The organism is Aeromicrobium sp. REDSEA-S38_B2 (assembly GCF_001628525.1).
Lineage (GTDB): Bacteria > Actinomycetota > Actinomycetes > Propionibacteriales > Nocardioidaceae > Aeromicrobium > Aeromicrobium erythreum.
Window position 1 is genome coordinate 1 of record NZ_LUNH01000020.1, and the last position, 21522, is coordinate 21522.

22 protein-coding genes are annotated in these 21522 nt (G+C 73.2%); 5 read left to right on the forward strand and 17 right to left on the reverse strand.

Translation table 11 applies throughout. The features are described 5' to 3' along the window. On the reverse strand, positions 1-911 hold a 911-nt coding region (locus A6Q81_RS04715), incomplete at its 3' end, for a thiamine pyrophosphate-binding protein (protein ID WP_286689707.1). Beyond that, positions 908-1837 carry an o-succinylbenzoate synthase gene (locus A6Q81_RS04720; RefSeq protein ID WP_502692804.1) on the reverse strand — a complete coding sequence of 310 codons (930 nt, stop codon included), beginning with the start codon at positions 1835-1837 and terminating at the stop codon, positions 908-910. The genes A6Q81_RS04715 and A6Q81_RS04720, both read right to left, overlap by 4 nt. Positions 1838-1963: 126 nt before the next feature. Here A6Q81_RS04720 and A6Q81_RS04725 point away from each other — a divergent pair, with 126 nt between their 5' ends. After that, entirely contained in the window at positions 1964-2617 is a 654-nt protein-coding gene (locus tag A6Q81_RS04725; RefSeq protein WP_286689709.1) for an SDR family oxidoreductase, read from the forward strand. A 236-nt stretch (positions 2618-2853) separates the two neighbouring features. Here the strand turns inward: A6Q81_RS04725 and A6Q81_RS04730 are convergent, their stop codons facing one another. Together A6Q81_RS04730 and A6Q81_RS04735 are read right to left on the reverse strand one after the other, a co-directional pair. Further along, positions 2854-3954, reverse strand: a complete 1101-nt coding sequence (locus A6Q81_RS04730; protein ID WP_286689710.1) for an AMP-binding protein — start codon at positions 3952-3954, stop codon at positions 2854-2856. Further along, positions 3936-4142: a hypothetical protein gene (locus A6Q81_RS04735; RefSeq protein WP_286689711.1), complete on the reverse strand. Its 207-nt coding sequence runs from the start codon at positions 4140-4142 to the stop codon at positions 3936-3938. Before A6Q81_RS04735 ends, A6Q81_RS04730 begins: the two co-directional genes overlap by 19 nt. Positions 4143-4191: 49 nt before the next feature. Between A6Q81_RS04735 and A6Q81_RS04740 the strand changes: the two genes are divergently transcribed. Together A6Q81_RS04740 and A6Q81_RS04745 are read left to right on the forward strand one after the other, a co-directional pair. Continuing rightward, on the forward strand, positions 4192-5082 hold the full coding sequence (locus A6Q81_RS04740; RefSeq protein ID WP_286689712.1) for a 1,4-dihydroxy-2-naphthoate polyprenyltransferase: 891 nt from the start codon (positions 4192-4194) through the stop codon (positions 5080-5082). Beyond that, entirely contained in the window at positions 5079-5594 is a 516-nt protein-coding gene (locus A6Q81_RS04745) for a metallophosphoesterase family protein (RefSeq protein WP_286689713.1), read from the forward strand. The genes A6Q81_RS04740 and A6Q81_RS04745 overlap by 4 nt, the downstream gene beginning before the upstream one ends. Before the next feature lie 6 nt (positions 5595-5600). Here A6Q81_RS04745 and cds1 read toward each other — a convergent pair whose 3' ends face one another. Both cds1 and A6Q81_RS04755 read right to left on the reverse strand, forming a co-directional pair. Next, positions 5601-6686: an L-cysteine desulfhydrase Cds1 gene (gene cds1, locus A6Q81_RS04750; protein ID WP_286689714.1), complete on the reverse strand. Its 1086-nt coding sequence runs from the start codon at positions 6684-6686 to the stop codon at positions 5601-5603. After that, complete coding sequence (locus A6Q81_RS04755; RefSeq protein ID WP_286689715.1) at positions 6667-6933, reverse strand: DUF4229 domain-containing protein; 267 nt, start codon at positions 6931-6933, stop codon at positions 6667-6669. Before A6Q81_RS04755 ends, cds1 begins: the two co-directional genes overlap by 20 nt. 122 nt (positions 6934-7055) lie before the next feature. Between A6Q81_RS04755 and A6Q81_RS04760 the strand changes: the two genes are divergently transcribed. Further along, on the forward strand, positions 7056-7331 hold the full coding sequence (locus A6Q81_RS04760) for a PLD nuclease N-terminal domain-containing protein (RefSeq protein WP_067854565.1): 276 nt from the start codon (positions 7056-7058) through the stop codon (positions 7329-7331). A 35-nt stretch (positions 7332-7366) separates the two neighbouring features. Here the strand turns inward: A6Q81_RS04760 and A6Q81_RS04765 are convergent, their stop codons facing one another. The 7 genes from A6Q81_RS04765 to hemL form a co-directional block, all read right to left on the reverse strand. Next, a complete protein-coding gene (locus A6Q81_RS04765) occupies positions 7367-8311 on the reverse strand; it encodes a DUF559 domain-containing protein (RefSeq protein WP_286689716.1) in 945 nt (314 codons plus the stop codon). Positions 8312-8462: 151 nt separating this feature from the next. Continuing rightward, positions 8463-9395 carry a c-type cytochrome biogenesis protein CcsB gene (gene ccsB, locus A6Q81_RS04770; RefSeq protein ID WP_067854559.1) on the reverse strand — a complete coding sequence of 311 codons (933 nt, stop codon included), beginning with the start codon at positions 9393-9395 and terminating at the stop codon, positions 8463-8465. Next, positions 9392-11083 (reverse strand): cytochrome c biogenesis protein ResB, encoded by a 1692-nt coding sequence (resB, locus tag A6Q81_RS04775; RefSeq protein WP_286689717.1) that lies wholly within the window; start codon positions 11081-11083, stop codon positions 9392-9394. The genes ccsB and resB overlap by 4 nt, the downstream gene beginning before the upstream one ends. Then, on the reverse strand, positions 11083-11829 hold the full coding sequence (locus A6Q81_RS04780; protein ID WP_067854553.1) for a cytochrome c biogenesis CcdA family protein: 747 nt from the start codon (positions 11827-11829) through the stop codon (positions 11083-11085). Before A6Q81_RS04780 ends, resB begins: the two co-directional genes overlap by 1 nt. Continuing rightward, positions 11826-12410: a TlpA family protein disulfide reductase gene (locus tag A6Q81_RS04785; protein WP_067854550.1), complete on the reverse strand. Its 585-nt coding sequence runs from the start codon at positions 12408-12410 to the stop codon at positions 11826-11828. The genes A6Q81_RS04780 and A6Q81_RS04785 overlap by 4 nt, the downstream gene beginning before the upstream one ends. A gap of 3 nt (positions 12411-12413) precedes the next feature. Further along, entirely contained in the window at positions 12414-13070 is a 657-nt protein-coding gene (locus tag A6Q81_RS04790) for a histidine phosphatase family protein (RefSeq protein ID WP_067854547.1), read from the reverse strand. 40 nt (positions 13071-13110) lie between these two features. Beyond that, positions 13111-14424: a glutamate-1-semialdehyde 2,1-aminomutase gene (hemL, locus tag A6Q81_RS04795; protein WP_286689718.1), complete on the reverse strand. Its 1314-nt coding sequence runs from the start codon at positions 14422-14424 to the stop codon at positions 13111-13113. 212 nt (positions 14425-14636) lie between these two features. Between hemL and A6Q81_RS04800 the strand changes: the two genes are divergently transcribed. Beyond that, complete coding sequence (locus A6Q81_RS04800) at positions 14637-15839, forward strand: lytic transglycosylase domain-containing protein (RefSeq protein ID WP_286689719.1); 1203 nt, start codon at positions 14637-14639, stop codon at positions 15837-15839. Between the two features lie 713 nt (positions 15840-16552). On the opposite strand, the gene hemB is transcribed toward A6Q81_RS04800, so the two are convergent. Genes hemB through A6Q81_RS04820 form a run of 4 tightly spaced genes read right to left on the reverse strand, consistent with a single transcriptional unit; the run spans position 16553 to position 21504 of the window. Beyond that, complete coding sequence (gene hemB / locus A6Q81_RS04805; protein WP_286689720.1) at positions 16553-17566, reverse strand: porphobilinogen synthase; 1014 nt, start codon at positions 17564-17566, stop codon at positions 16553-16555. Position 17567: 1 nt separating this feature from the next. After that, complete coding sequence (locus A6Q81_RS04810; RefSeq protein ID WP_286689721.1) at positions 17568-19241, reverse strand: bifunctional uroporphyrinogen-III C-methyltransferase/uroporphyrinogen-III synthase; 1674 nt, start codon at positions 19239-19241, stop codon at positions 17568-17570. Continuing rightward, entirely contained in the window at positions 19238-20197 is a 960-nt protein-coding gene (gene hemC / locus A6Q81_RS04815) for a hydroxymethylbilane synthase (RefSeq protein ID WP_067854531.1), read from the reverse strand. The genes A6Q81_RS04810 and hemC overlap by 4 nt, the downstream gene beginning before the upstream one ends. After that, complete coding sequence (locus A6Q81_RS04820) at positions 20194-21504, reverse strand: glutamyl-tRNA reductase (RefSeq protein WP_067854528.1); 1311 nt, start codon at positions 21502-21504, stop codon at positions 20194-20196. The genes hemC and A6Q81_RS04820 overlap by 4 nt, the downstream gene beginning before the upstream one ends. Between the last annotated feature and the right edge of the window lie 18 nt (positions 21505-21522).

Below are 21522 nucleotides of genomic sequence, written 5' to 3' on the forward strand. Positions count from 1 at the left end.
CTGCCGGCCGCGACGTCGTCGACGAACGTGACGCGGGGGCCGGCCGGCACGGGGAAGGTCGCCTGCGTGCCCACGTGCACGACGTCGACGTCGGCGCGCGCCAGCAGCCGCGTGACCGGACGGCTCAGCGTCGGGTGGCCGAACGACACCACCCGCTCGACCCGTCCGGCCAGGGGCTCGTGACCGAGGAGCAGGCGGTAGGTCGACAGCGCGCCACCCGTGCGGGAGCCCGACGTCGGCTCGGCGAGCAGCGGCCAGCCCGCCTCGCGGGCGAGCACCCGGGCGCGGGCGCCGGAGTCGTCGCCGGCGAGGACGACGGTGCGGGGGCCCAGGTCGAGGGTCGTCAGGACACCGGGCTCGCGCCAGGAGCCGACCCGGCCGAGCATCAAGGCGTCGGGGTCGCGGTCGAGCGACCAGTCGACCGACTCGACCAACGGCTCGTCGAGCTCGAGGTTCAGGTGGCCTGGCGCGTCGGGCCGGGCGACGCCGAGCAGACCCTTCACGCGGTCCGTGTACGCGACCCCCGGGAAGATGCCCGGCTGCACCGTGGTCTGGTTGGCGCCCGTGCCCCGCAGCCTCGCCGGACGGTCGGCGGTCACGGCCAGCACCCCCACGCCGGCGTGCAGCGCCTCGAGCATCGCCGGATGCAGGTTCGCCACCGCAGTGCCGGAGGTGGTCACCACGGGCACCACGCGGTGCGACGTCCTCGCGAGGCCGAGGGCGAGGAAGCCTGCCTCGCGCTCGTCTACCCGCACGTGCAGGCGGATGCGTCCCGCCTGCTCGGCTGCGTGGAACGCGAGTGCCAGGGGCGCCGACCTCGAGCCGGGCGCCAGGACGACGTCGGTGACGTGGTGGCCGAGCAGGGCGTGCAACAACCTGCGCGCCACGCCGATCGACCGTTGCTCGCTCATCGCGCGACCGCCGCGCGGCGCAGGGCGTCGACACGCTCGAACCTGGCACGCCAGGCGGCGTCGGTCGCGGCGTCGGCGGCGACGTCGGCCAGCGCCGCCTCCTCGACGTCGACCGTGCGCACGGGGAGCCAGCCGTCGACAGGATCCAGCGGGCTGCTCGTGACGTCGCCGTCGAGCAGCGACGTGGTGCCGAGGCCGCACGCGTACGGCAGCTCGGGCAGCGCCGCCGCGAGCGCGACGCCCGCGGCCAGGCCCACCGACGACTCGACGGCGCTCGAGACGACGACGGGCAGGCCGATCTCCTCGGCCACGCGCAGGCACGCGCGCACCCCGCCCAGCGGCTGCACCTTGAGCACGGCGACGTCGGCGGCCTCCAGGTCGCGGACACGGTAGGGGTCGGCGGCGCGACGGATCGACTCGTCGGCGGCCACGGGCACGTCGACCCTGCGGCGGACCAGCGCGAGCTCCTCCACCGAGGCGCACGGCTGCTCGACGTACTCGAGCGTGCCGACGGCATCCAGGGCCTTCACGGCCGCGACCGCGTCGTCGACGGACCACCCGCCGTTGGCGTCGACCCGCACCCGACCCCCGCTGCCCAGGACGTCGCGGACCGCCTCGACGCGTGCGACGTCGTCGGCGAGCGTCTGGCCCCGCTCGGCCACCTTGACCTTGGCGGTCGAGGCACCCGACGTCCGCACGATCTGCGCGGCCTGCTCGGGTCCCACGGCGGGCACGGTCGCGTTCACGGGCACGCGGTCGCGGACGGGCTCGGGCCAGCCGTCGTGGGCGGCCTCGAGCGCGGCCCGCAGCCACGGCACGCACTCCTCGTCGTCGTAGTCGAGGAACGGGCTGAACTCGCCCCAGCCGGCGGCGCCGCGCATCAGCAGGCCCTCGCGTCGGTGGATGCCACGGAACCGGACGGGCATCCCGATCGCGAACGTGTGCACCTGCCGAGGGTAGCGGCGCGGCAGCGTCGGGGCCCGCGGGTGAGGTCGCGCACAACCACCCCGAGCCGCACTGCGACGTCAGGTGCGCCGTGCAACGGTGGACACATGTCGACCATCGCCATCGTCGGGGGCCACGGCCAGATCGCCCTCCACCTCATCGAGCAGCTCCGCGCACGCGACCACGACGTCGTCGCGCTCATCCGCAACGACGCGCACACGAGCGACGTCGAGCAGCGGGGGGCCACGGCGCGCCGGCTCGACATCGAGCAGCAGGACGCCGACGCGTTCGCGTCCGTGTTCGACGGCTGCGACGCGGTCGTCTTCGCCGCCGGCGGCGGACCCGACGGCAACATCAGCCGCAAGCGCGCCGTCGACCTCGAGGGCTCGCTGAAGTCGATCGAGGGCGCAAGGATCGCGGGCGTCCGACGCTTCGTGCAGGTCTCCGCGATCGGCGTCGACCTGCCGCTGCCCGAGGACACCGACGACGTGTGGCGCGCCTACGTCGAGGCCAAGCGCGACGCCGACGTCGCGCTGCGCGAGAGCGGCCTGGACTGGACGATCATCCGCCCGGGCCGGCTGACCGACGACCCCGCGCGGGGCAGCGTGACGCTCGGCGACTCCGTGGCTCGCGGCGAGGTCCCGCGCGCCGACGTCGCCGCCGTGATCGCCGAGGTCCTCCACACCGGCGCCGGCATCGGCCGTCAGTGGGACCTCGTGACCGGCGAGACGCCCCTCGACGAGGCCGTCGCCTCCGCCTGACCCCCTCCCCCTTTGGGTTGGGCCCCACCCAAAGACTGACTCCCCCACGCAGCGCTGCGTGGGGGAGTTCCCTTTGCGTTGGGGGGGGGATCATCCTGTGCCGCGTGCCGCGTGCCGCGTGCGTGGCGTCGCACCGGGCCCAACGCTGCGACGACGAGCTCTGGACGCCCTCCAGAGGTCGTCTCCCCCACTCAAAGGGTTCGTCCCACCCCAGCGCTGGGGTGGGACATCACCCTTTAGGTGGGGCCCAACCCAAAGGGGCGGGAAGGGTGGGGTCGGAAGAGGCGGCGGACGGCGAGGCGGTCGACCTTGCCGTTCGGGAGGAGGGGGACGGTGTCGACGAGGGTGACGTCGCGCGGCGCCCAGCGGCGCGGCAGTCCCTGCTCCTCGAGCGCGTCGCGCAGACGGTCGGCGGCCACCGCGTCGAGGCAGGTGGCGTCGGCCGGGACCACCACGGCCACCACCCGCGTGCCCCACTCGTCGTCGGGCACGCCCGCGACGGCCGCGTCGTGCACCTCCGGCAGCGCGCGCAGCGCCCGCTCGACCGCGGGCAGCGGCACGTTCACGCCGCCGCTCACGACGACGTCGTCGGCCCGACCGACGACGCTGAGCACGCCCGCGGCGTCGACGCTGCCGAGGTCGGCGGTGTCGAACCACTCGTCGGTGCGCGCGACGTCGCCGTAGCCGTCGAACAGCACCGGTCCCGCCAGCTGCACGCGACCCACGCCGTCGCGCGCGTCGGCCACCCGCACGCGGACGCCGTCGAGCGGGACGCCGTCGTACACGCATCCTCCGCTCGTCTCGCTCATCCCGTAGGTGCGCACGACCCGCACACCCGCCGACGTCGCCTGCTCGCGCAGCGTCGGGTCGAGCGCGGCACCGCCCACCAGCACCGCGTCGAGCGCCGCGAGCACGTCGAGCCGGCCCGCCGACGCCAGGCGGTGCAGCTGGGTGGGCACGAGGGACGCGTAGGTGCGGGGCGCGTCGAGCTCGCGCAGCGCGTCGACGAGGTCGTCGTGGTCGTCGAGGAGCACCGGCTCCTGCTCCGCGAGGAGGGAGCGCACCAGCACCTGCAGGCCACCCACGCCGGTCACGGGCAGCGCCAGCAGCCACTGGCCGGGCCCGCCGAGACGTGCGTGCGTGGCGTGCGCCGACGCCAGCACCGCGCCCCGCGACAGGCGCACGTCCTTCGGCTCGCCCGTGCTGCCCGACGTGCGCACGACGAGCGGCTCGACGTCGTCGCCGGCCACCCACGGACGCAGCAGGTCGAGCACGTCGCGCGCCGAGCCCGACACCGGGCGCAGCGACGCCGCCGCGGTCAGGAGCCCGGCTCCCACTCCTCGGACTCCGGCTCCTCGTCGAGCGGGTCGCGCACCGGACGCGACTGGTAGAGCGCCGCGGCACCCGTCACGAGGGCCCCGAACCCGGCGGCGAGCGGCAGCCAGCCGCCGTCGGACGTCACCGCGAGCCACACGAAGATGCCCGTCAGCAGCACGAGGACGAACGGGAACGGCGGCTGCGTCATCCCCCCACCCTAGGCGCTGGCACACTGTCCGCTGAACCCTAGGAGCATCGTGAACGACCGCAGCAGCGCGACCCTCTCGCAGTGGGTCGAGGGGGCCCGTCCCCGCACCCTTCCCGCCGCCGTCGCCCCCGTGCTGGCCGGCACCGGCGTGGCGGCGTACGTGGCCGACGTGGTCTGGGGCAAGGCGCTGCTCGCCCTCGGCGTGTCCCTCGCGCTGCAGATCGGCGTGAACTACGCCAACGACTACTCCGACGGCATCCGCGGCACCGACGACGACCGCGTCGGTCCGCTGCGGCTGGTCGGGTCGGGGCTGGCCCGGCCCTCGGCGGTCAAGGCCGCCGCGCTCGGCTTCCTCGGCCTCGGCGCGCTGCTGGGCCTGGCCCTCGCGGCCACGACGACGTGGTGGCTGCTGCTCGTCGGCGTCGCCGCCCTCGGCGCGGCCTGGACCTACACGGGCGGCCCGAACCCCTACGGCTACCGTGCGCTCGGCGAGGTGAGCGTCTTCCTGTTCTTCGGGCTGGTCGCCGTCCTCGGCACGGTCTACGTGCAGGTCGAGGGGCTGCCGTGGGAGGCCTGGGCGGCAGCCGCCGGCGTCGGCGCGCTCGCCTGCGCGATCCTCGTCGCCAACAACCTGCGCGACATCCCCACCGACGTCGAGGCGGGCAAGCGGACGCTCGCCGTCGTGCTCGGCGACGCCCGCTCGCGCCAGTTCTACGCGGCACTCGTCGGGCTCAGCGCCGTGCTCGCCGTCGCGCTGGCCGTCGGCGCCACTCCCTGGGCCCTGCTCGCCCTGCCCGGCCTGCTGCCCGCCGCCCCCGCACTGCGGGCCGTGCTCTCGGGTGCCGGCGGACCGGCGCTCGTCCCCGTCCTCAAGGCCACCGGCGTCGCCGAGCTGCTCTGGTCGGCCGGCCTCGCCCTCGGGCTCGTCCTCGGCCGATGACCTCCGACCGGGGCAGGCTCGTGGTGGGCGTCGTCTCCGACACCCACGCCCCCAGGTTCTGGAAGGGCATGCCCGAGCGGGTGGCCGAGGAGCTGCGCGACGTCGACCTCGTCCTGCACGCGGGCGACGTCTGCCGGCCGTCCGTGCTCGACGAGCTCGCGACCCTCGCGCCGGTGCACGTCGTGCTGGGCAACAACGACGGGGCCGACGTCGCGGCGTGGGGCGCGCCGGAGACCCTCGAGCTCGACCTCGCGGGCGTGCGGGTCGCGATGATCCACGACGCCGGCCAGAAGCAGGGTCGCGTCCGGCGGATGCGGCGACGCTTCCCCGACGCCGACGTCGTCGTGTTCGGGCACTCGCACATCCCGTGGGACGAGACCGACGAGGCCGGGCCCCGCATCCTCAACCCCGGCTCGCCGACCGACAAGCGACGTCAGCCGCACGGCACCGTCGGCCGACTGGTGCTCGCCGACGGGGCCGTCGAGTCGTGGACGCTGGTCGAGGTCAGCTGACCGTGCTCACACGACGTCCGGCAGCAGCCCGGTCGCGTCGTACTCGGCCAGCCGCTGCGTCCACGGCGCGAGGTCGATGCCGCGCTGGGCCAGCCACGCGTCGTCGTAGTAGCTGCTGAGGTAGCGCTCCCCCGCGTCGCACAGCAGGGTGACGATGCTCCCGCTCTCTCCCGCGGCCCGCATGCGTGTCGCGACGGTCAGCGACGCCCACACGTTCGTGCCGGTCGAGCCACCCACCAGACGGCCCAGCCGGTCGCTCGTCCAGCGCATGGTCGCGATCGACGCCGCGTCGGGCACGCGCAGCATGTCGTCGATGACACCGCCGACGAACGACGGCTCGACCCGCGGCCGACCGATGCCCTCGATCCGCGACGACACCCCGGTGACGACGTCGGACGTGTCCTGCTCCCAGCCGTCGAGGAACGCCGAGTTCTCGGGGTCGGCGACGAGCAGCGACGTGGGGTGGCGGCGGTAGCGCAGGTAGCGGCCGATGGTCGCGGACGTGCCGCCCGTGCCGGCGCTGACGACCACCCAGGCGGGCACCGGGTGCCGCTCGGCCGACATCTGCTCGAAGATCGACTCCGCGATGTTGTTGTTGCCACGCCAGTCGGTCGCCCGCTCGGCGTACGTGAACTGGTCCATGTAGTGGCCGTCGCACTCCTCGGCCACCCGGCGCGCCTCGTCGTACACGTCGGCCGCGTTCTCGACGAAGTGGCAGCGTCCGCCGTACCACTCGATGAGCGCGACCTTCTCCGCGCTCGTCGCGGCCGGCATGACGGCGACGAACCGGAGACCGACGAGGCGGGCGAAGTAGGCCTCGCTGACGGCCGTCGACCCGCTCGAGGCCTCCACCACCGTCGAGCCCGGCCCGATCCACCCGTTGCACAGGGCGTGCAGGAACAGCGACCGCGCGAGCCGGTGCTTGAGGCTGCCGGTGGGGTGCACCGACTCGTCCTTCAGGTACAGGTCGACGTCGGGGGTGGCGACGGGCAGCGCGTGCAGGTGCGTGTCGGCGCTGCGGTTGGCGTCGGCCTCGACGCGACGGATCGCCTCGTCGATCCAGGCGCGGACCTCAGTCGACGTCTTCGGCACTGCGGGACTCCTCGATGCGCGACGTCATGCGCTCGGCGCGTTCCTGCAGCTGGAGCGCGACCTGCTCACGCATGCCGGCGAGCAGGAAGATCGAGATGACGGAGGAGATGATCATGGCGGCGAGCAGCACGAGCAGGTTGGTGAGCTCGTCGAACTCCAGGAAGGTGCGCCCGACGCCCCACAGCAGCAGGTAGGTGACGGCCAGGACGCTGAGCCGCGCGAGCGTGTACCTCCAGAACGCCTTCATGCGTCGAGCCTAGTCGGCGCCGAGAAGCCCCTCGTCGGCACCCGTTGCAGGCCTGCGACGGTCGTCGCCGCGGCGGCGACGCTCGGGCGGCGCGGGTTGAGGGCCGCAGGTACGGTGGCGCCATGGGGAAGGCACTGATCGCGATCGTCGCCGTCGTGCTGCTCGTGTACGCCTTCTTCGACCTCCTGGCCACGCCGCGCCAGCAGGTCCGCGGGCTGCCGAAGCCCGCCTGGTTCGTCGTCATCCTGCTGCCGTTCGTCGGCCCCCTCGCGTGGATGTTCCTCGGCACGCAGTCGCGCAAGGGTCGCCCCCCGCGCGACTCCGGCTACGGCTGGCCCGGCGGCCGTCCCCCCACCCGCGGCCCCGACGACGACCCCGACTACCTCCGCGGCCTCTAGCGCCAGCCAGCAACTTTTGGACAGTTGCGGGGCGCTCAGGCGGCGCTCCGACCCCCTGAAGTGTCCAGAACGGCGGGGCGGGTGAACCACCTGAGCCACTGGACGCTCGTGACCGGACGAGGGCCCGTGTACCCGCGAGCGACGAGGGCGGCGTGGACGCGCCACGGCACCTGCCTCGGCGCGGCGAGGTCCGCCGCAGCCACGACGATGATGCGGTAGCCCAGCGCCTCGAGCGCCTCACGACGTCGCCGGTCGCGTGCCCACTGCGCGCGGTCGGTCTCGTGGTGGCGCCCGTCGTACTCGACCACGACCTTCCACCGCGGGTACAGCAGGTCGACGCGAGCGACGAACCGACCGCGCTCGTCGAGGACGTCGACGTTCACCTGCGGCTCCGGCAGACGTGCGAACACCAGCATGAGCCGCAGCAGCGTCTCCATCGGCGACTCCGACCCCTCTCGCACCATGGTCATGGCCCGGCGCGTCCGCGTCACGCCGTGCAGGTGCTGCGCGTGGCAGAACGACTCGAGCCCCTCGCGCGTGCACGACGTCGCACGCAGGAGGTGCTCGGCCACCTGGACGAGCGTCACCAACCCGAGACGGGTGCCGCAGTCGACGAAGGTGCGCTCCGGCCGGGTGACGGGGATCCCCGCCACGGTCGTGCTGGGGATCGCGTGCAGACGACGGTGGAGCACGACCCCCGGCAGCCTCGACCGGAGCGCGGTCCGAGTGGAGAGGTCCACGTCGTCACCGCCGGTGTCGTAGCCCCACACCCTCAGGGCGGTCAGGTGACTGACGACGCAGTCGGCCGGCAGCACGAGCAGCGCCGCGACGATCCTGACCCGCCAGGTGAGAAGGACGTCGGACCGCACGTAGACGCCGCGGTGCAGGCGTCGGAACCGTGACCCTCTCAGGACGTCGCGGCTGACACCACGGGCCTGCGCCTCGCGCAGCGTGAACGGTCGATCGCGTGGAAGATCCATGCCCCGACGCTGGCCCTGCCCGCCCGTCCGAGCAACCTACCCCTGTGGACGGCCGACGCGACTCCTCGTCGTGGACACTTGCGGGGCATTCCGACCTCACACACCGCCCCGCAAGTGTCCACAACGCGGGGAGGGCAGGAGGGGCGGCGGACTACTTCGCGTAGGAGTGGAGGCCGGAGCCGAAGAGGTTGACGATGTAGTAGCTGGTGACGAAGGTGGCGAAGCCGACGATCGCGATCATCGCGGCGCGCTTGCCCTTCCAGCCGGCGGTGGCGCGGGCGTGGAGGTAGCCGGCGTAGACGACCCAGGTGATGAAGGCCCAGACCTCCTTCGGGTCCCAGCCCCAGTAGCGGCCCCACGCGTAGTGCGCCCAGATCGGGCCGGCGATGAGGGCGCCGAAGGTCCACAGCGGGAAGCCGACGGCGATCACGCGGTAGGCCAACCGGTCCATGACCGCCGCCGACGGGAAGCGCGACAGACGCGGTCCGACCGTGCCGTTGTCCTCCGCCCGCTGACGCACCAGGTACATGACCGACGCCGCCGTGCCGAGCAGGAAGAACGCACCCGCGATCATCACCGCCGCCACGTGGATGACGAGCCAGTAGGAGTGCAGCGCCGGCACGAGCGGACCCGGCTCGACGTACGTCGAGACCGCCAGGCCCAGCACCGCCAGCGCGAACCCGGTGACGATGCCACCGACCCACTCGATCGGCGACACGCGCGCGACGACGACGTACACGAGCAGCGCGATGAACGCGCCGCCCACGCCGAACTCGTACATGTTGCCCCACGGCACACGCTGCGACGCGAGACCACGGGTGACCATCGCGAGCCCGAGCACGACGGTGCCCAGCACGGTCAGCGAGTACGCGACGGAGCGCAGGACGTCGGAGCGGCTCGCCGACTCCTGCTCGACCGGCTCCGCGGGGACGCCGCCGGCGCCGACCGCGACCGGCTGCTCCTCCTTGACGACCTGACGGGCGAAGCCCCACTCGGCCACGTACGCGAGGAACGCCAGCGCCACGACGATCATGCCGGAGGTGACGGCAAAGTTCGACACCTGCGTGTAGTCGGCGAGGTTCATCGGGGCTCCTTCTCCGGGTCGTCCGGTGGGTCGCCGAGGCCGCTGCGCAGCTGCGCCAGCAGGTCCTCGAGGCTCGTGCCGAGGTCGTCGCGCGGCACGCGGTCGAGGGCGGCGACCTCCACCACGGTACGCGAACCCACCCGACGTGCACGGACCCAGGTGCGCCGCGGCCGCACGGCCAGCGACAGCACGAGCCCGACGATGCCGATGCTGATGCCGCCGAGCGGCAGCCAGACGAGCGGCGTCGACGCGATCTGGAACCGAGCGAACAGCGTCAGGTCGGTGAACTCGATCGTGCCGCCGTCCGGGAGGTCGGCCTCCTGCCCCGGACTCAGGCTCACCCGGAAGTTCGAGCCGTCGGCGTTCTTGTACTGCTCGAGCTTGTCCTGGTCGAGGACGTACACCGACTGCGGCAGCCCGTCGTCGACCCCGAGGTCGCCATGGAAGACGAACAGGCCGAGCAGCGGGTTGACGGCACCCGGGAACGCCGACACCGACGCCTCCTCGGTGCCGTTCGAGACCGCCGTGGGCAGGAAGAACCCCTGGAAGCCGAGCTGCTCGGGACGCGCGTCGGGCACCTTGATGACGCCGTTCGACGTGTACGTGCCGTCGGCCGGCAGGAACGGCACCGCACCGTCGAACACGACGTCGCCCTTCGCGTCGGTGATCTTCACGACCGGCGCGTAGCCCTGCCCGACGAGGAAGACCGACGTGCCCCCCACGTTCAACGGATGGTTCACGCGGATCTCGTACGGCTTCTCGCGGCCGTCGACGCCCTCGCGGTACGTGCCCGACGCCTCGAACAGGCGCGGCGCCCCCCGCTGCGGACCCGTCGTCCAGAAGCGGGCCACCATCTTGTCGAGCTGCAGCGAGAAGGGCGGCAGGTCGTTCGTGTCGAACAGCGCACCCGACGCGAACTCGTCGTACTGCGTGAGGACGTTGGCGAAGCCCTCCCCCTGCGTGACGATCGCGGCACCGCGGTAGCCCCACAGCGCACCGGCGGCCACCCCCACCAGCACCGCCACGATGCTCGTGTGGAAGACCAGGTTGCCGAGCTCGCGCAGGTAGCCGCGCTCGGCCCGCACCTCGCCTGTGCTTGTTGCCGCCCCCCGCCCGGCACCCCCGCCGGCGCTCTCTGCCGCCCCCGGCCCGGCACCCCCGCCGGTGCTTGATGCCGCCTCGTCGCGGACCACGTCGACACGGCTCGGCAGGAGCCGCGGACCGCGCAGCGCACCGCGCGCGACGGCCAGCACCTCCTCGACGTCGGCGTCGGTCTCGAAGGTGGCCGACGCCGGCAGCCGGTCGAAGTTGCGGGGGGCCCGCGGCGGACGCGCGCGCACCGACCTCAGGTAGACCTTCGTGCGCGGCAGGATGCAGCCGATGAGCGAGACCATCAGCAGCACGTACACCGCGCTGAACCACGGCGACGTGTACGTGTGGAAGACGCCGAGCCGCTCCAGCCACGGCGAGAGGTCGGGGTGACGGGCCTGGAACGCCTCGACCGCGCGGGCGTCGACACCACGCTGCGGCACGACCGAGCCGGGGACCGCCGCGATGGCGAGCAGCAGCAGGAGCAGGAGCGCCGTGCGCATCGACGTCAGCTGGCGCCACGCCCACCGCAGCGTCTCGACCGGTCCGAGCGCCGGGGCGAGCTCCGCGGGCGCGCGGTCCTTGCGGGAGCGGGCCATCAGATCGCCGCCCCGTAGCCGCCGGCCCACGTCTGGAGCTGCACGACGACCGCGTCCCACACGCCCGTGACGAGCAGGACGCCGACGACGACGAGCAGGCCGCCACCGACCCGCTGGAGGGTCTGCTGGTGCCGGCGGGCCCAGCGGACGGCGTGCATGAACCGGCCGAAGCCGAGCGCCGCGAGCACGAACGGGACGCCGAGCCCGAGGCAGTACACGAAGGTCAGGAACGCACCCCGCTCGAGCGTGCCGGAGTTGTTCGCGAGGGTGAGCACCGCGCCCAGCGTCGGGCCGATGCAGGGCAGCCAGCCGAGGCCGAAGAACAGCCCGAGCAGTGGCGCGACCGCGACCCCCACCGCGGGCACCGCGTGCACGCGCACGTCGCGCTGCAGGATGGGCAGCACGCCGCTGAAGACGAGTCCGAGCACGATCACCACGATGCCCAGCACCACCGACATGGCACGGCGGTAGTCGTAGAGCTCCTGCCCGAGCGCCCCGAACAGGGCCCCGCCGGTCACGAAGACCACCGTGAAGCCGAGGACGAAGAGCACCGACCCGAGCAGCAGCCTCGACCGACCCTTCGTCTCGAGGTCCTGCACGCCGACGCCGCTGACGTAGGAGAGGTAGCCGGGCAGCAGGGGCAGCACGCACGGGGAGAAGAACGACACGAGGCCCGCCAGCACGGCGATCGGCACGGCCAGCAGCAGCGACCCCGACAGGACGGTGTCGGCGAACCAGTCGGTCACGAGGTGCTCGCCAGGACGTCGTCGAGGACGCCGGACAGCGTCGAGGCGCGCAGCTCGGGGTCGATGACGCGGGCGGCCACCCGGCCCTTCGCGTCGATCACCCACGTGGTGGGGATGGCCTGCGACGGGAGGCTGTCGGCGAAGCCGAGCTGCTGGCGGCCGTCGGAGTCGACGATGCTCGGGTAGGTCGTGCCGATCCGCTCCTCGAAGGCCCGCGCGGCAGCGGTCTGGTCGCGCACGTTCAGGCCCAGGAACTGCACGCCGCGGTCGGCGTACTGCTGGGCCACCTCCTCCAGCACCGGCGCCTCCTTGCGGCACGGCGGGCACCAGGAGCCCCACACGTTGACGACGAGGGTCTTGCCGGCGAAGTCGGCCGAGCTGATGCGCTTGCCCTCGAGGTCCTCGCCCTCCAGCACCGGCGCGTCGGTGCGGTCCTCGACGGGGACCGACGTGACGAAGCGGCTGGCGCTGACGTAGCCGCCGGTGGAGCCCTCCGTGCCGCGACCGGAGCACGCCGCGAGCACGACGAGAGCCAGGGCGAGGACGACGGCGGCGCCGCGGCGGCGCGAGGAACGACTCACGGCTCAGGCGCCCCCGACGAACTTCTTGCCGGCCTTCAGGGCGTCGGGCAGGAGGTCGCCGGCCGGCTCGGCGTACGTGAAGCCGACGTAGCGGTCGCCGTCGAAGGTCAGGCTGGTCAGGCTGGCGAGCGAGCACTGGCGGGTGCGCGGGTCGTGCACGAACGACTTCTTCTCGTAGGCCTGGCGCGCGATCCACACGGGGAGCTGGTGGGACACGATGACGGCCTCGTGCCCGCGGGCGGCGTCGCGGGCGTCGGCGACGGCAGCCTGCATGCGCGCGGCGATCTCGCGGTACGGCTCGCCCCACGACGGGCGGAACGGGTTGCGCAGCAGCCACCAGTTCTTGGGGTGCAGGAGCGCCTTCGGCTCGGCACCGACCGTGCGGCCCTCGAAGAGGTTGTCGGCCTCGATGACGCGGTCGTCGGTCGTGACCGGCGCCTCGAGCAGCTTGGCCAGCGGGGCCACGGTCTGCTGGGCGCGCTCGAGCGGCGAGGAGACGAGGTGCACGATCTCGTTCGTCGACAGGTGGTCGGCGGCGCGCTCGGCCATCTGGTGCCCGAGGTCGGACAGGTAGAACTCCGGGAGCCGTCCGTAGAGGACGCCCTGCGGGTTGTGCACCTCGCCGTGGCGCATCAGGTGGACGATGGTGCGTTCGCTCATGGGGGTTTCCTCGCGGTGGACGGTGTGCCGTCGGGCTCGGTCAGGCCGGGGTGGCCGCTGCAGCGGCACGCGCCGCGGCGGGCAGGGCCTCGGCCATCCTAGTGAGTGCCTCGTCGTCGTGAGCCGCCGAGACGAACCAGGACTCGTAGGCGCTCGGCGGCAGGTACACGCCGGCGTCGAGCATGGCGTGGAAGAAGGCGGTGTAGCGGTGCGTCTCCTGGCGCTGCACGCCGGCGAAGTCGTGCACGGGCTCGGTCAGGCCCCACACGACGCTGAACATGCTGCCGACGTTCTGCACGACGTGCGGCACGCCCGCGTCGTCGAGCGCCGACGACACGAGCGCCCGGGCCTGGGCGGACCAGTCGTCGAGGCGGGCGTAGGCCGCGTCGTCGGCGAGGCGCAGCGTGGTGAGCCCCGCGGTGGACGCGACGGGGTTCCCGGCGAGGGTGCCCGCCTGGTACACCGGGCCGCTCGGCGCGAGGAGGGCCATGACGTCGGCGCGCCCGCCGAACGCGGCCGCGGGGAACCCGCCGCCCATGACCTTGCCGAACGTGAGGAGGTCGGGACGCCAGCCCTCCTGGGCGCCGTCGAGGCCCCAGTGGCCGGAGCGGGTCACGCGGAAGCCGGTCATGACCTCGTCGCTGACGAGCAGCGCCCCGTGCGCGGCGCACGTCTCGGACAAGAACTGGTTGAAGCCGGGAAGCGGGGAGACGACGCCCATGTTGCCGGCGGCGGCCTCGGTGATGACGCAGGCGATCTCGTCGCCGTGCTCGGCGAACGCCGCGGTGACGGCGTCGCGGTCGTTGTAGGGCAGGACGATCGTGTCGGCCGTGACGTGCGCCGGGATGCCCGGCGAGCCCGGCAGGCCGAGGGTGACGACACCCGACCCGGCCTCGGCGAGCAGGGAGTCGACGTGACCGTGGTAGCAGCCGGCGAACTTCACGACCCGCGTGCGACCGGTGAACCCGCGGGCGAGGCGGATCGCCGACATCGTGGCCTCGGTGCCCGACGTGACCATGCGGACGAGGTCGACGGGCGTCCGGGCGACGATCTCCTCGGCGAGCTCCACCTCCGGCGGGCTCGGCGTGCCGAACGACGTGCCGCGGCCGGCGGCCTCGGTGACCGCGGCGATGACCTCCGGGTGCGCGTGGCCGAGCAGCATCGGGCCCCACGAGCCCACCAGGTCGAGGTAGCGCGTGCCGTCCGCGTCGTGCAGCCAGGCGCCCTGGGCCGACGTCATGAAGCGCGGTGTCCCGCCGACGGCCCGGAAGGCGCGCACCGGGGAGTTCACGCCACCCGGCGACACCTGGACGGCGCGGTCGAACCACTGCTGGGACTGCGGGGTGGAGGACATGGTCACCATTGTCCCGGGTCGGGCCCAGCGCCGGGACGGCGGCAGGGGGCTCCTGTCGTCCGTCAGGCGTGCCGCACGGGCCACTCGGACGTAACCTGAGGGACACATCCGTCGTTGATGAGATGCAGGCCACATCCACGAGGGAGTGGTGGCCGGTAACATCTGGTTACTGTGACCGCCGCCACGGCGGTCGCGGGAGGGACACGAGACGTATGGGAGCACGCAAGCTCAGCCGCTGGCAGAAGGCCAGCGCCCTGGTGCCGATGAGTCTGCTGGTGGTCGCCTGGGGAGCGGCGATCAGCAACACCGGTCTGGCCACGGCCAGCGACCGGGTGAGCGCCGACGACATCCCCGACGTCCCCGCCACCGCGTTCGAGCAGCCGGCGAGCGTGCAGGCAGCGCCCCCGGGCGTCGACTCGCGCGCCGGCGCCAGCGGCACCCTGGCGACGCTGTCGACCAACGGCATCCCGACGGCCGCGCTGTCGGCGTACCGCCGCGCGGAGGAGCTGCTGGGCAAGGCCGACGCGTCGTGCAACCTCCCGTGGCACCTCGTCGCCGCGATCGGGCGGGTCGAGTCCAACCACGGTCGCACCGGCGGCAACGCGCTCGACGCGAAGGGCGTGGCCAGGCCGGGCATCTACGGCATCCCCCTCGACGGTCGCGACGGCATCGCCGAGATCCGCGACACCGACAACGGTGCGCTCGACGACGACGCGGTCTACGACCGCGCGGTCGGTCCGATGCAGTTCATCCCCGGCACGTGGCGCTCGGTGGGCGTCGACGCCGACGGTGACGGCAAGAAGGACCCCCAGAACATCAACGACGCCGCCACGGCGGCCGCCATCTACCTGTGCTCCGGCAGCGGCGACCTGTCGACGCAGGACGGCGCCGCCGCAGCGGTCCGCCGGTACAACAACTCCTCGGAGTACGTCGACCTGGTGCTCGGCATCAGCAAGGCCTACGCGAGCGGCGACTTCACCGCTACCCCGAACGGCACGTCGACCGGCTCGGTGCTGACCAGCCGCTCGTTCGATCAGACCCTCACCCCCGCCGAGCGTCGCGACGCGGCCAAGCAGGAGCAGAAGGTCCAGGAGTCGACGAAGAAGCCGCGCGGCAACAGCTCCTCCACCGGCGGATCCTCGGGCGGTTCGTCCGGCGGCTCCACGGGCGGCTCGGGTGGCTCCGGCGGCACGGGCGGCGGCTCGACCGGCGGGTCCGGTGGCGGCTCCACCGTCGGCGGCACCGTGCAGGGTGCCGTGAAGGACACCCCCCTCGCGCCCATCACGAAGCCGGTGACCGACCTGCTCAGCGCCACCGAGGCGAACCTGCGCTGCGCCGTCGAGGTCTCCCTCCTCCCCGTCGACACCCACGCGGCCCGCTTCAAGGCCTGCATGGACAAGTACACGAAGGGCTGACCCGCCCCGACGACGAACCCCCGGCCGGTGGTCGGGGGTTCGTCGCGTCGGGGGATTTCCCGGAGTCCCCGCGGGTGCGTCGGCACGGCCTGCTGCTCGGGCGGGGCTGCGCTGGCGCGGCTTCTCGTTTGGGTGAGGCTGCGCTGACACGGCTGACGCTGGGTGTGGTCTCCGAAAGGGGCCTCGACCGGGCAGCTGGGTGCGGCGGTGGGTCGGGTTCTCGGGCTGCGGCCCGCGTGGGACGCAAGATTCTGCGTTCGTGCGTCGAGGGGCCAAGATTTCTGCGTTCGCTACGGGATCCCGTCGTCAACGCAGAAGTGTTCGGGCTTCAGCGCGCGAAGGAAGGATCCCTGCGACCCTTGCCCCGCTCAGCGGTAGGCCTGCCATCCCTGCCCCGCTCAGCGGTAGGCCTGCCACCTGTCGAGCGCTGGGAAGGGTGGCAGACCCACCGCCAACGTCGATTGGGTGGCACACCTACCGCTCAGGGGGGGCGCGAACGCAGAATCGTGCCTCCATCCCGAACGCGACCCGCAGCCCGAGACCCTGGACCAGCGACCGCCCAGCCGCCCGGTCGAGGCCCTTTCGGAGACCACACCCACACGAAGCCGCGCCAGCGCAGCCCCACCTCGACCGCGAAGCTACGCCGACGCAGCCGTAGGTCTCCGACGAACCACACCGACGCAGCCGCAGGTCCCTCACAGAGAGCCGAACGCTCAGGCGCGGCGAGCGATCTCGGCAGCCCAGTAGGTGAGGACGATGTCGGCGCCCGCGCGGCGGATGGAGGTGATTGTCTCCGAGACGGTGCGCTCGCGGTCGATCCAGCCCTTCTCGGCGGCGGCCTCGACCATCGCGTACTCGCCCGACACGGTGTAGGCGGCGACGGGCAGGTCGACGGCGGCGCGGATCGACGCGACGAGGTCGAGGTAGGCGAGCGCCGGCTTCACCATGACGATGTCGGCACCCTCGGCGACGTCGAGCAAGGTCTCGCGCAGCGCCTCGCGGGCGTTGCCGGGGTCCTGCTGGTAGGTCTTGCGGTCGCCCTGGAGGGAGGAGTCGACGGCCTCGCGGAACGGTCCGTAGAACGCCGACGCGTACTTCGCGGCGTAGGCGAGGATCGCGACGTCGGTGTGCCCCGCGTCGTCGAGCGCCTCGCGCACCACCGCGACCTGGCCGTCCATCATGCCGCTCGGGCCCACGAGGTGGGCCCCCGACTCGGCCTGCACGACGCCCATCCGACCGTAGATCTCCAGCGTCGCGTCGTTGTCGACGCGACCCTGGTCGTCGAGCACGCCGCAGTGGCCGTGGTCGGTGAACTCGTCGAGGCACAGGTCGGCCATGACGAGCAGGTCGTCGCCGACCTCGTCGCGGGCGTCGGCCAGGGCGACGTTGAGGATGCCGTCGGGGTCGAGCGCCCCGGAGCCGACCGCGTCCTTGCGCTCGGGCACGCCGAACAGCATGACGCCGCCCAGGCCGAGACCGGCCGCCTCACGCACCGCCTCACGGGCCGACGCGCGCGTGTGCTGCACGACGCCCGGCATGCTCGCGATGGGCTTGGGCTCGGTGAGCCCCTCCGCCACGAACATCGGCAGGACCAGCTGCGACGGCTCCGTGCGCGTCTCGCGCACGAGCGCCCGCATGGCGGGCGTCGTGCGGAGACGGCGCGGTCGGTGGACGGGCGGTCGGCCCGGCGACCGACGACCCAGCGACGGTCGGTCCTGGGACGTCACGTCAGGCCTTGCGCCGCGACGACGGCTTCTTCTGCGACGGCTTCAGCACCGGCTCTCCCGCCTCCAGGAAGGCAAGGCGACGGGCGGCACCGAACTCGGCGAGCGCGTCCGCGAGGACGTCCGCCGACGGCTGCTCGGCGAGGACGTCGACCCGCAGGCCGTGCTCCTCCGCCGTCTGCGCCGTGGCCGGGCCGATGCACGCGATGATCGTCGACGCGTGCGGCTTGCCCGCGATCCCGACCAGGTTGCGCACCGTCGAGCTCGACGTGAACAGCACCGCGTCGAACTTGCCGGTCTTGATCGCCTCACGCGTCGGCGCCGGCGGCGGCGCCGCCCGCACCGTGCGGTAGGCGGTCACGTCGTCGACCTCCCAGCCGAGGTCCTGCAGGCCGGCCACGAGCGTCTCGGTGGCGATGTCGGCGCGCGGCAGGAACACCCGGTTGATCGGGTCGAGCAGCTCATCGAACGGCGGCCAGTCCTCGACCAGGCCGCGAGCCGACTGCTCGCCGCTTGGCACGAGGTCGGCGCGGATGCCCCAGGTGCTGATCGCCTCGGCGGTCTTCTCGCCGACGGCGGCGATCTTCAGGCCCGAGAACGCGCGCGCGTCGAGGCCGTACTCCTCGAACTTCTCGCGCACGGCCTTCACGGCGTTCGCGCTGGTGAACGCGACCCACTCGTAGCGGCCCTCGACGAGGCCGCGGACGGCCTTGTCCATCTGCTGGGGGTTGCGGGGCGGCTCGACGGAGATCGTCGGCACCTCCTCCGACACCGCGCCGTAGGAGCGCAGGCGCGCGGCCAGGCCGGCCGACTGCTCCTTCGTGCGCGGCACGAGCACGCGCCAGCCGTACAGCGGCTTCGTCTCGAACCACGACAGCGCCTCACGCATCGCGACGACCTCGCCGACGACGGTGATCGCCGGCGACGTCATGGCCGCGGCCTTCGCGTCCACGGCGATGTCGGCGAGCGTCGACACGACGGTCGTCTGCTCGGTCGTGGTGCCGACGCGGGTCATGGCGACGGGCGTCTCCGGGGAGCGTCCCGCCTCGATCAGGCCGGCGGCGGCCTCACCGATGCGCGCGACCGCCGACAGCAGCACGAGCGTGTCGGTGCCGGCGTGGTCGGCCCAGGTGATGGTGGCGTCGCCGACGCTGACCACGCGGTACTGGCGGTGCGCCTTGTTGGTCAGCGGCACGCCCGCGTAGGCGGGGACGCCGGTGACGGACGAGACGCCGGGCACGATCTCGAAGGCGATGCCGGCCTTCGCGCACGCGGCGGCCTCTTCGGGCGCCGTGGCGTACGTGAACGGGTCGCCGCTGACGAGACGCACGACGTGCGCGCCGGTCTTGGCGTGCCGGACGACGAGCCGGGCGCGCGCGGCGTGGGTGAGGGCGGTGCCGTCCTCACCGACGCCGCCGTCCACGACCTCGACGCCCTCGGGCACGAGGGCAGCCTGGTCGGGCTGCTCGATGATGGCGACGTCGGCCTCGGCGATGAGCTCGGCCGCGCGGACGGTCAGCAGGCTGGCGTCGCCCGGACCGGTGCCGACGAAGCTGACGTGCCCCAGCGGCTTCGGGCTCCGCTTGGGCGCGGGGTCCTGCTTCGCGGGTGCCTCGACGGTGGCGGTGGTGGGTGGTGTCACGGTGTCGGTCTTCTTCCTGGACTGCCGGGTGGTCATGAGGTGGGTCCGATCGATGTGCCGGACGGGGTGTCGGCCATCAGCTCGGACGCACCTTCGGCGAGCATCTCGGCAGCGAGACGTTCGCCGACCGCTGCCGGCTCGCTGAGCGGGCCGGAGGCGGACAGGCGGATGGTGGGTGAGCCGGAGGGGTCTCCGACCACAGCGCGCAGCCACAGCTCGTCGCCGTCGTCTCCCCAGACGACGTCGGCGAGCGCACCGACGGGTGCGCTGCACCCTGCCTCCAGCGCGGAGAGCAGGGAACGTTCGGCGGTGACGGCGGCCCGGGTGTCCGGGTCGTCGAGCACGGCGAGGATCGTAGCGGTCTCGGCGTCGTCGGCGCGACACTCGCAGGCCAGGGCCCCCTGGCCGGGCGCGGGGAGCACCTGGATCGGGTCGAGCACCTCGGTGGCCTCGTCCTCCCGGCCCAGGCGCAGGAGCCCGGCGCGGGCGAGGACGACGCCGTCGAGCTCGCCCGACGTGACCTTGCCGATGCGGGTGTCGACGTTGCCGCGCACGGGCACGATCTCGACGCCGAGCCCCAGCGCGTTGAGCTGTGCGGCGCGACGCGGCGAGCCGGTGCCCACCCGGGAGCCGGGCGGCAGCTCGCCCAGGGTGAGCCCGTCGCGCGCGACGAGCACGTCGCGGGGGTCCTCCCGCGACGTGACGGCCGCGAGGGTCAGGGCCGGGTCGGGCGTCGTCGGCAGGTCCTTCAGCGAGTGCACGGCGAGGTCGACCCGACCCTCCAGCACCGCCTCGCGCAGGGCCGCGACGAACACGCCCGTGCCGCCGATCTGCGTGAGGGGGGCCTGGTTCCGGTCGCCCTCGGTGCTGACCGTCACGAGCTGGACCTCGACACCGGTCAGCTCGGTGATGCGGGCGGCCACCTGCCCCGACTGGGTGGTGGCGAGGGCGCTGGCACGGGTGCCGAGACGCAGGGGGGCGCGGTCGCTCATCCCTTGCCTCCCTTCACCTGCGTGACGGCATCGACCGTGGCGGGGTCGAGCGCGAACAGGTCCGACAGTGCGTCGGCGTACGTGAGACCTGCCGGACCGTCGACCAGCTGCTGCACGCGCACCGTCGGCGCGTGGATCAGCTTGTCCGCGACCCGCTTCAGCGCGATCCTGACCTGCTCGACCTGCTCCGGCGCGAGACCGTCGAGGCGGCCCAGCAGACGCGCCGTCTCGGCCTCCACGACCTCGGTGGCCATGCTGCGCAGCGCCTTCACGGTCGGCGTCACGCGCGACTGGGCCTTGGCGGCCAGGAAGCTGCGCACCTCGTCGGCGACGATCGCCCGCACCTGCTCCACGTCGCCGGCCAGCTCGGCGTTCTCCGAGCGCGCGGCGAGCGTGACCAGGTCGATGACGGTCACCCCGTCGAGCTCGCCCACGCCAGGGGCGACGTCGCGCGGCAGCGCCAGGTCGACGAACACCATCTCCTCGGACCGGCGACCGCCGCGGGCGAGGGCAGCGGCCACCCGGTCGGTCTCGAAGACCGACCCGGCCGCGCCGGTACAGCTGATGACGACGTCGGCGGCCGCCAGCTCGACGTCGAGCGCCTCCCAACGGACGGCGCTCACCCCGAACGTGGCGACCAGCTCGTAGGCGCGCTGGAACGTGCGGTTCGCGACCATGATCCGACGCGGCTCGACACCACGCTCCACGAGCGTGCGGACGGCGAGGCTGGCCATCGTGCCCGCACCCGCCACCAGGAACCGGGTGTCGGGCTCGAGCACCACGTCGCCCACGGCGTCGAGGCCGGCCGTCACCGTCGACGGCGCCAGCCGGTCGATCCCGGTCTCCGCGTGCCCCCGCTTGCCGATCCGCAACGCCTGCTGGAACAGCGCGTTCAGCGCCGAGCCGACCGTCGACTCCGCCTGGCCCGTGTGCAGCGCCTGACGTACCTGGCCCAAGATCTGGCTCTCGCCGAGGATCATCGAGTCCATGCCCGCCGCCACCGAGAACAGGTGCGCGACCGCGGAGTCGTCGTAGTGCACGTACGCGTGCGACACGAGGTCCTCGCGCCCGAGGCCCGCGTGCTCGGCCAGCAGGTGCGAGACGTCCTCCAGGGCGTTGTGGAACCGGTCGGCCTCCACGTACACCTCGACCCGGTTGCACGTGGAGATGACGGCGGCCTCCGTGACCGACGCGGTCTCCAGCGCCCGGTGCGCGAGCTTGACCGCCGCGTCGGTGTCGAGCGACGCGCGCTCCAGCACGTCGATCGGGGCCGACCGGTGGGACATGCCCACCACCAACACGCTCATGCCGACACCTCCGTGGGA

What these genes read in the sequence shown, in the direction of transcription:
- A6Q81_RS04720 (WP_502692804.1), bottom strand. Translation starts at nt 1,837, where the DNA reads ATGCCCGTCCGGTTCCGTGGCATCCACCGACGCGAGGGCCTGCTGATG.
- A6Q81_RS04725 (WP_286689709.1), top strand. Translation starts at nt 1,964, where the DNA reads ATGTCGACCATCGCCATCGTCGGGGGCCACGGCCAGATCGCCCTCCAC.
- A6Q81_RS04735 (WP_286689711.1), bottom strand. Translation starts at nt 4,142, where the DNA reads ATGACGCAGCCGCCGTTCCCGTTCGTCCTCGTGCTGCTGACGGGCATC.
- A6Q81_RS04745 (WP_286689713.1), top strand. Translation starts at nt 5,079, where the DNA reads ATGACCTCCGACCGGGGCAGGCTCGTGGTGGGCGTCGTCTCCGACACC.
- A6Q81_RS04755 (WP_286689715.1), bottom strand. Translation starts at nt 6,933, where the DNA reads ATGAAGGCGTTCTGGAGGTACACGCTCGCGCGGCTCAGCGTCCTGGCC.
- A6Q81_RS04760 (WP_067854565.1), top strand. Translation starts at nt 7,056, where the DNA reads ATGGGGAAGGCACTGATCGCGATCGTCGCCGTCGTGCTGCTCGTGTAC.
- A6Q81_RS04765 (WP_286689716.1), bottom strand. Translation starts at nt 8,311, where the DNA reads ATGGATCTTCCACGCGATCGACCGTTCACGCTGCGCGAGGCGCAGGCC.
- ccsB (WP_067854559.1), bottom strand. Translation starts at nt 9,395, where the DNA reads ATGAACCTCGCCGACTACACGCAGGTGTCGAACTTTGCCGTCACCTCC.
- resB (WP_286689717.1), bottom strand. Translation starts at nt 11,083, where the DNA reads ATGGCCCGCTCCCGCAAGGACCGCGCGCCCGCGGAGCTCGCCCCGGCG.
- A6Q81_RS04790 (WP_067854547.1), bottom strand. Translation starts at nt 13,070, where the DNA reads ATGAGCGAACGCACCATCGTCCACCTGATGCGCCACGGCGAGGTGCAC.
- hemL (WP_286689718.1), bottom strand. Translation starts at nt 14,424, where the DNA reads ATGTCCTCCACCCCGCAGTCCCAGCAGTGGTTCGACCGCGCCGTCCAG.
- A6Q81_RS04800 (WP_286689719.1), top strand. Translation starts at nt 14,637, where the DNA reads ATGGGAGCACGCAAGCTCAGCCGCTGGCAGAAGGCCAGCGCCCTGGTG.
- A6Q81_RS04810 (WP_286689721.1), bottom strand. Translation starts at nt 19,241, where the DNA reads ATGACCACCCGGCAGTCCAGGAAGAAGACCGACACCGTGACACCACCC.
- hemC (WP_067854531.1), bottom strand. Translation starts at nt 20,197, where the DNA reads ATGAGCGACCGCGCCCCCCTGCGTCTCGGCACCCGTGCCAGCGCCCTC.
- A6Q81_RS04820 (WP_067854528.1), bottom strand. Translation starts at nt 21,504, where the DNA reads ATGAGCGTGTTGGTGGTGGGCATGTCCCACCGGTCGGCCCCGATCGAC.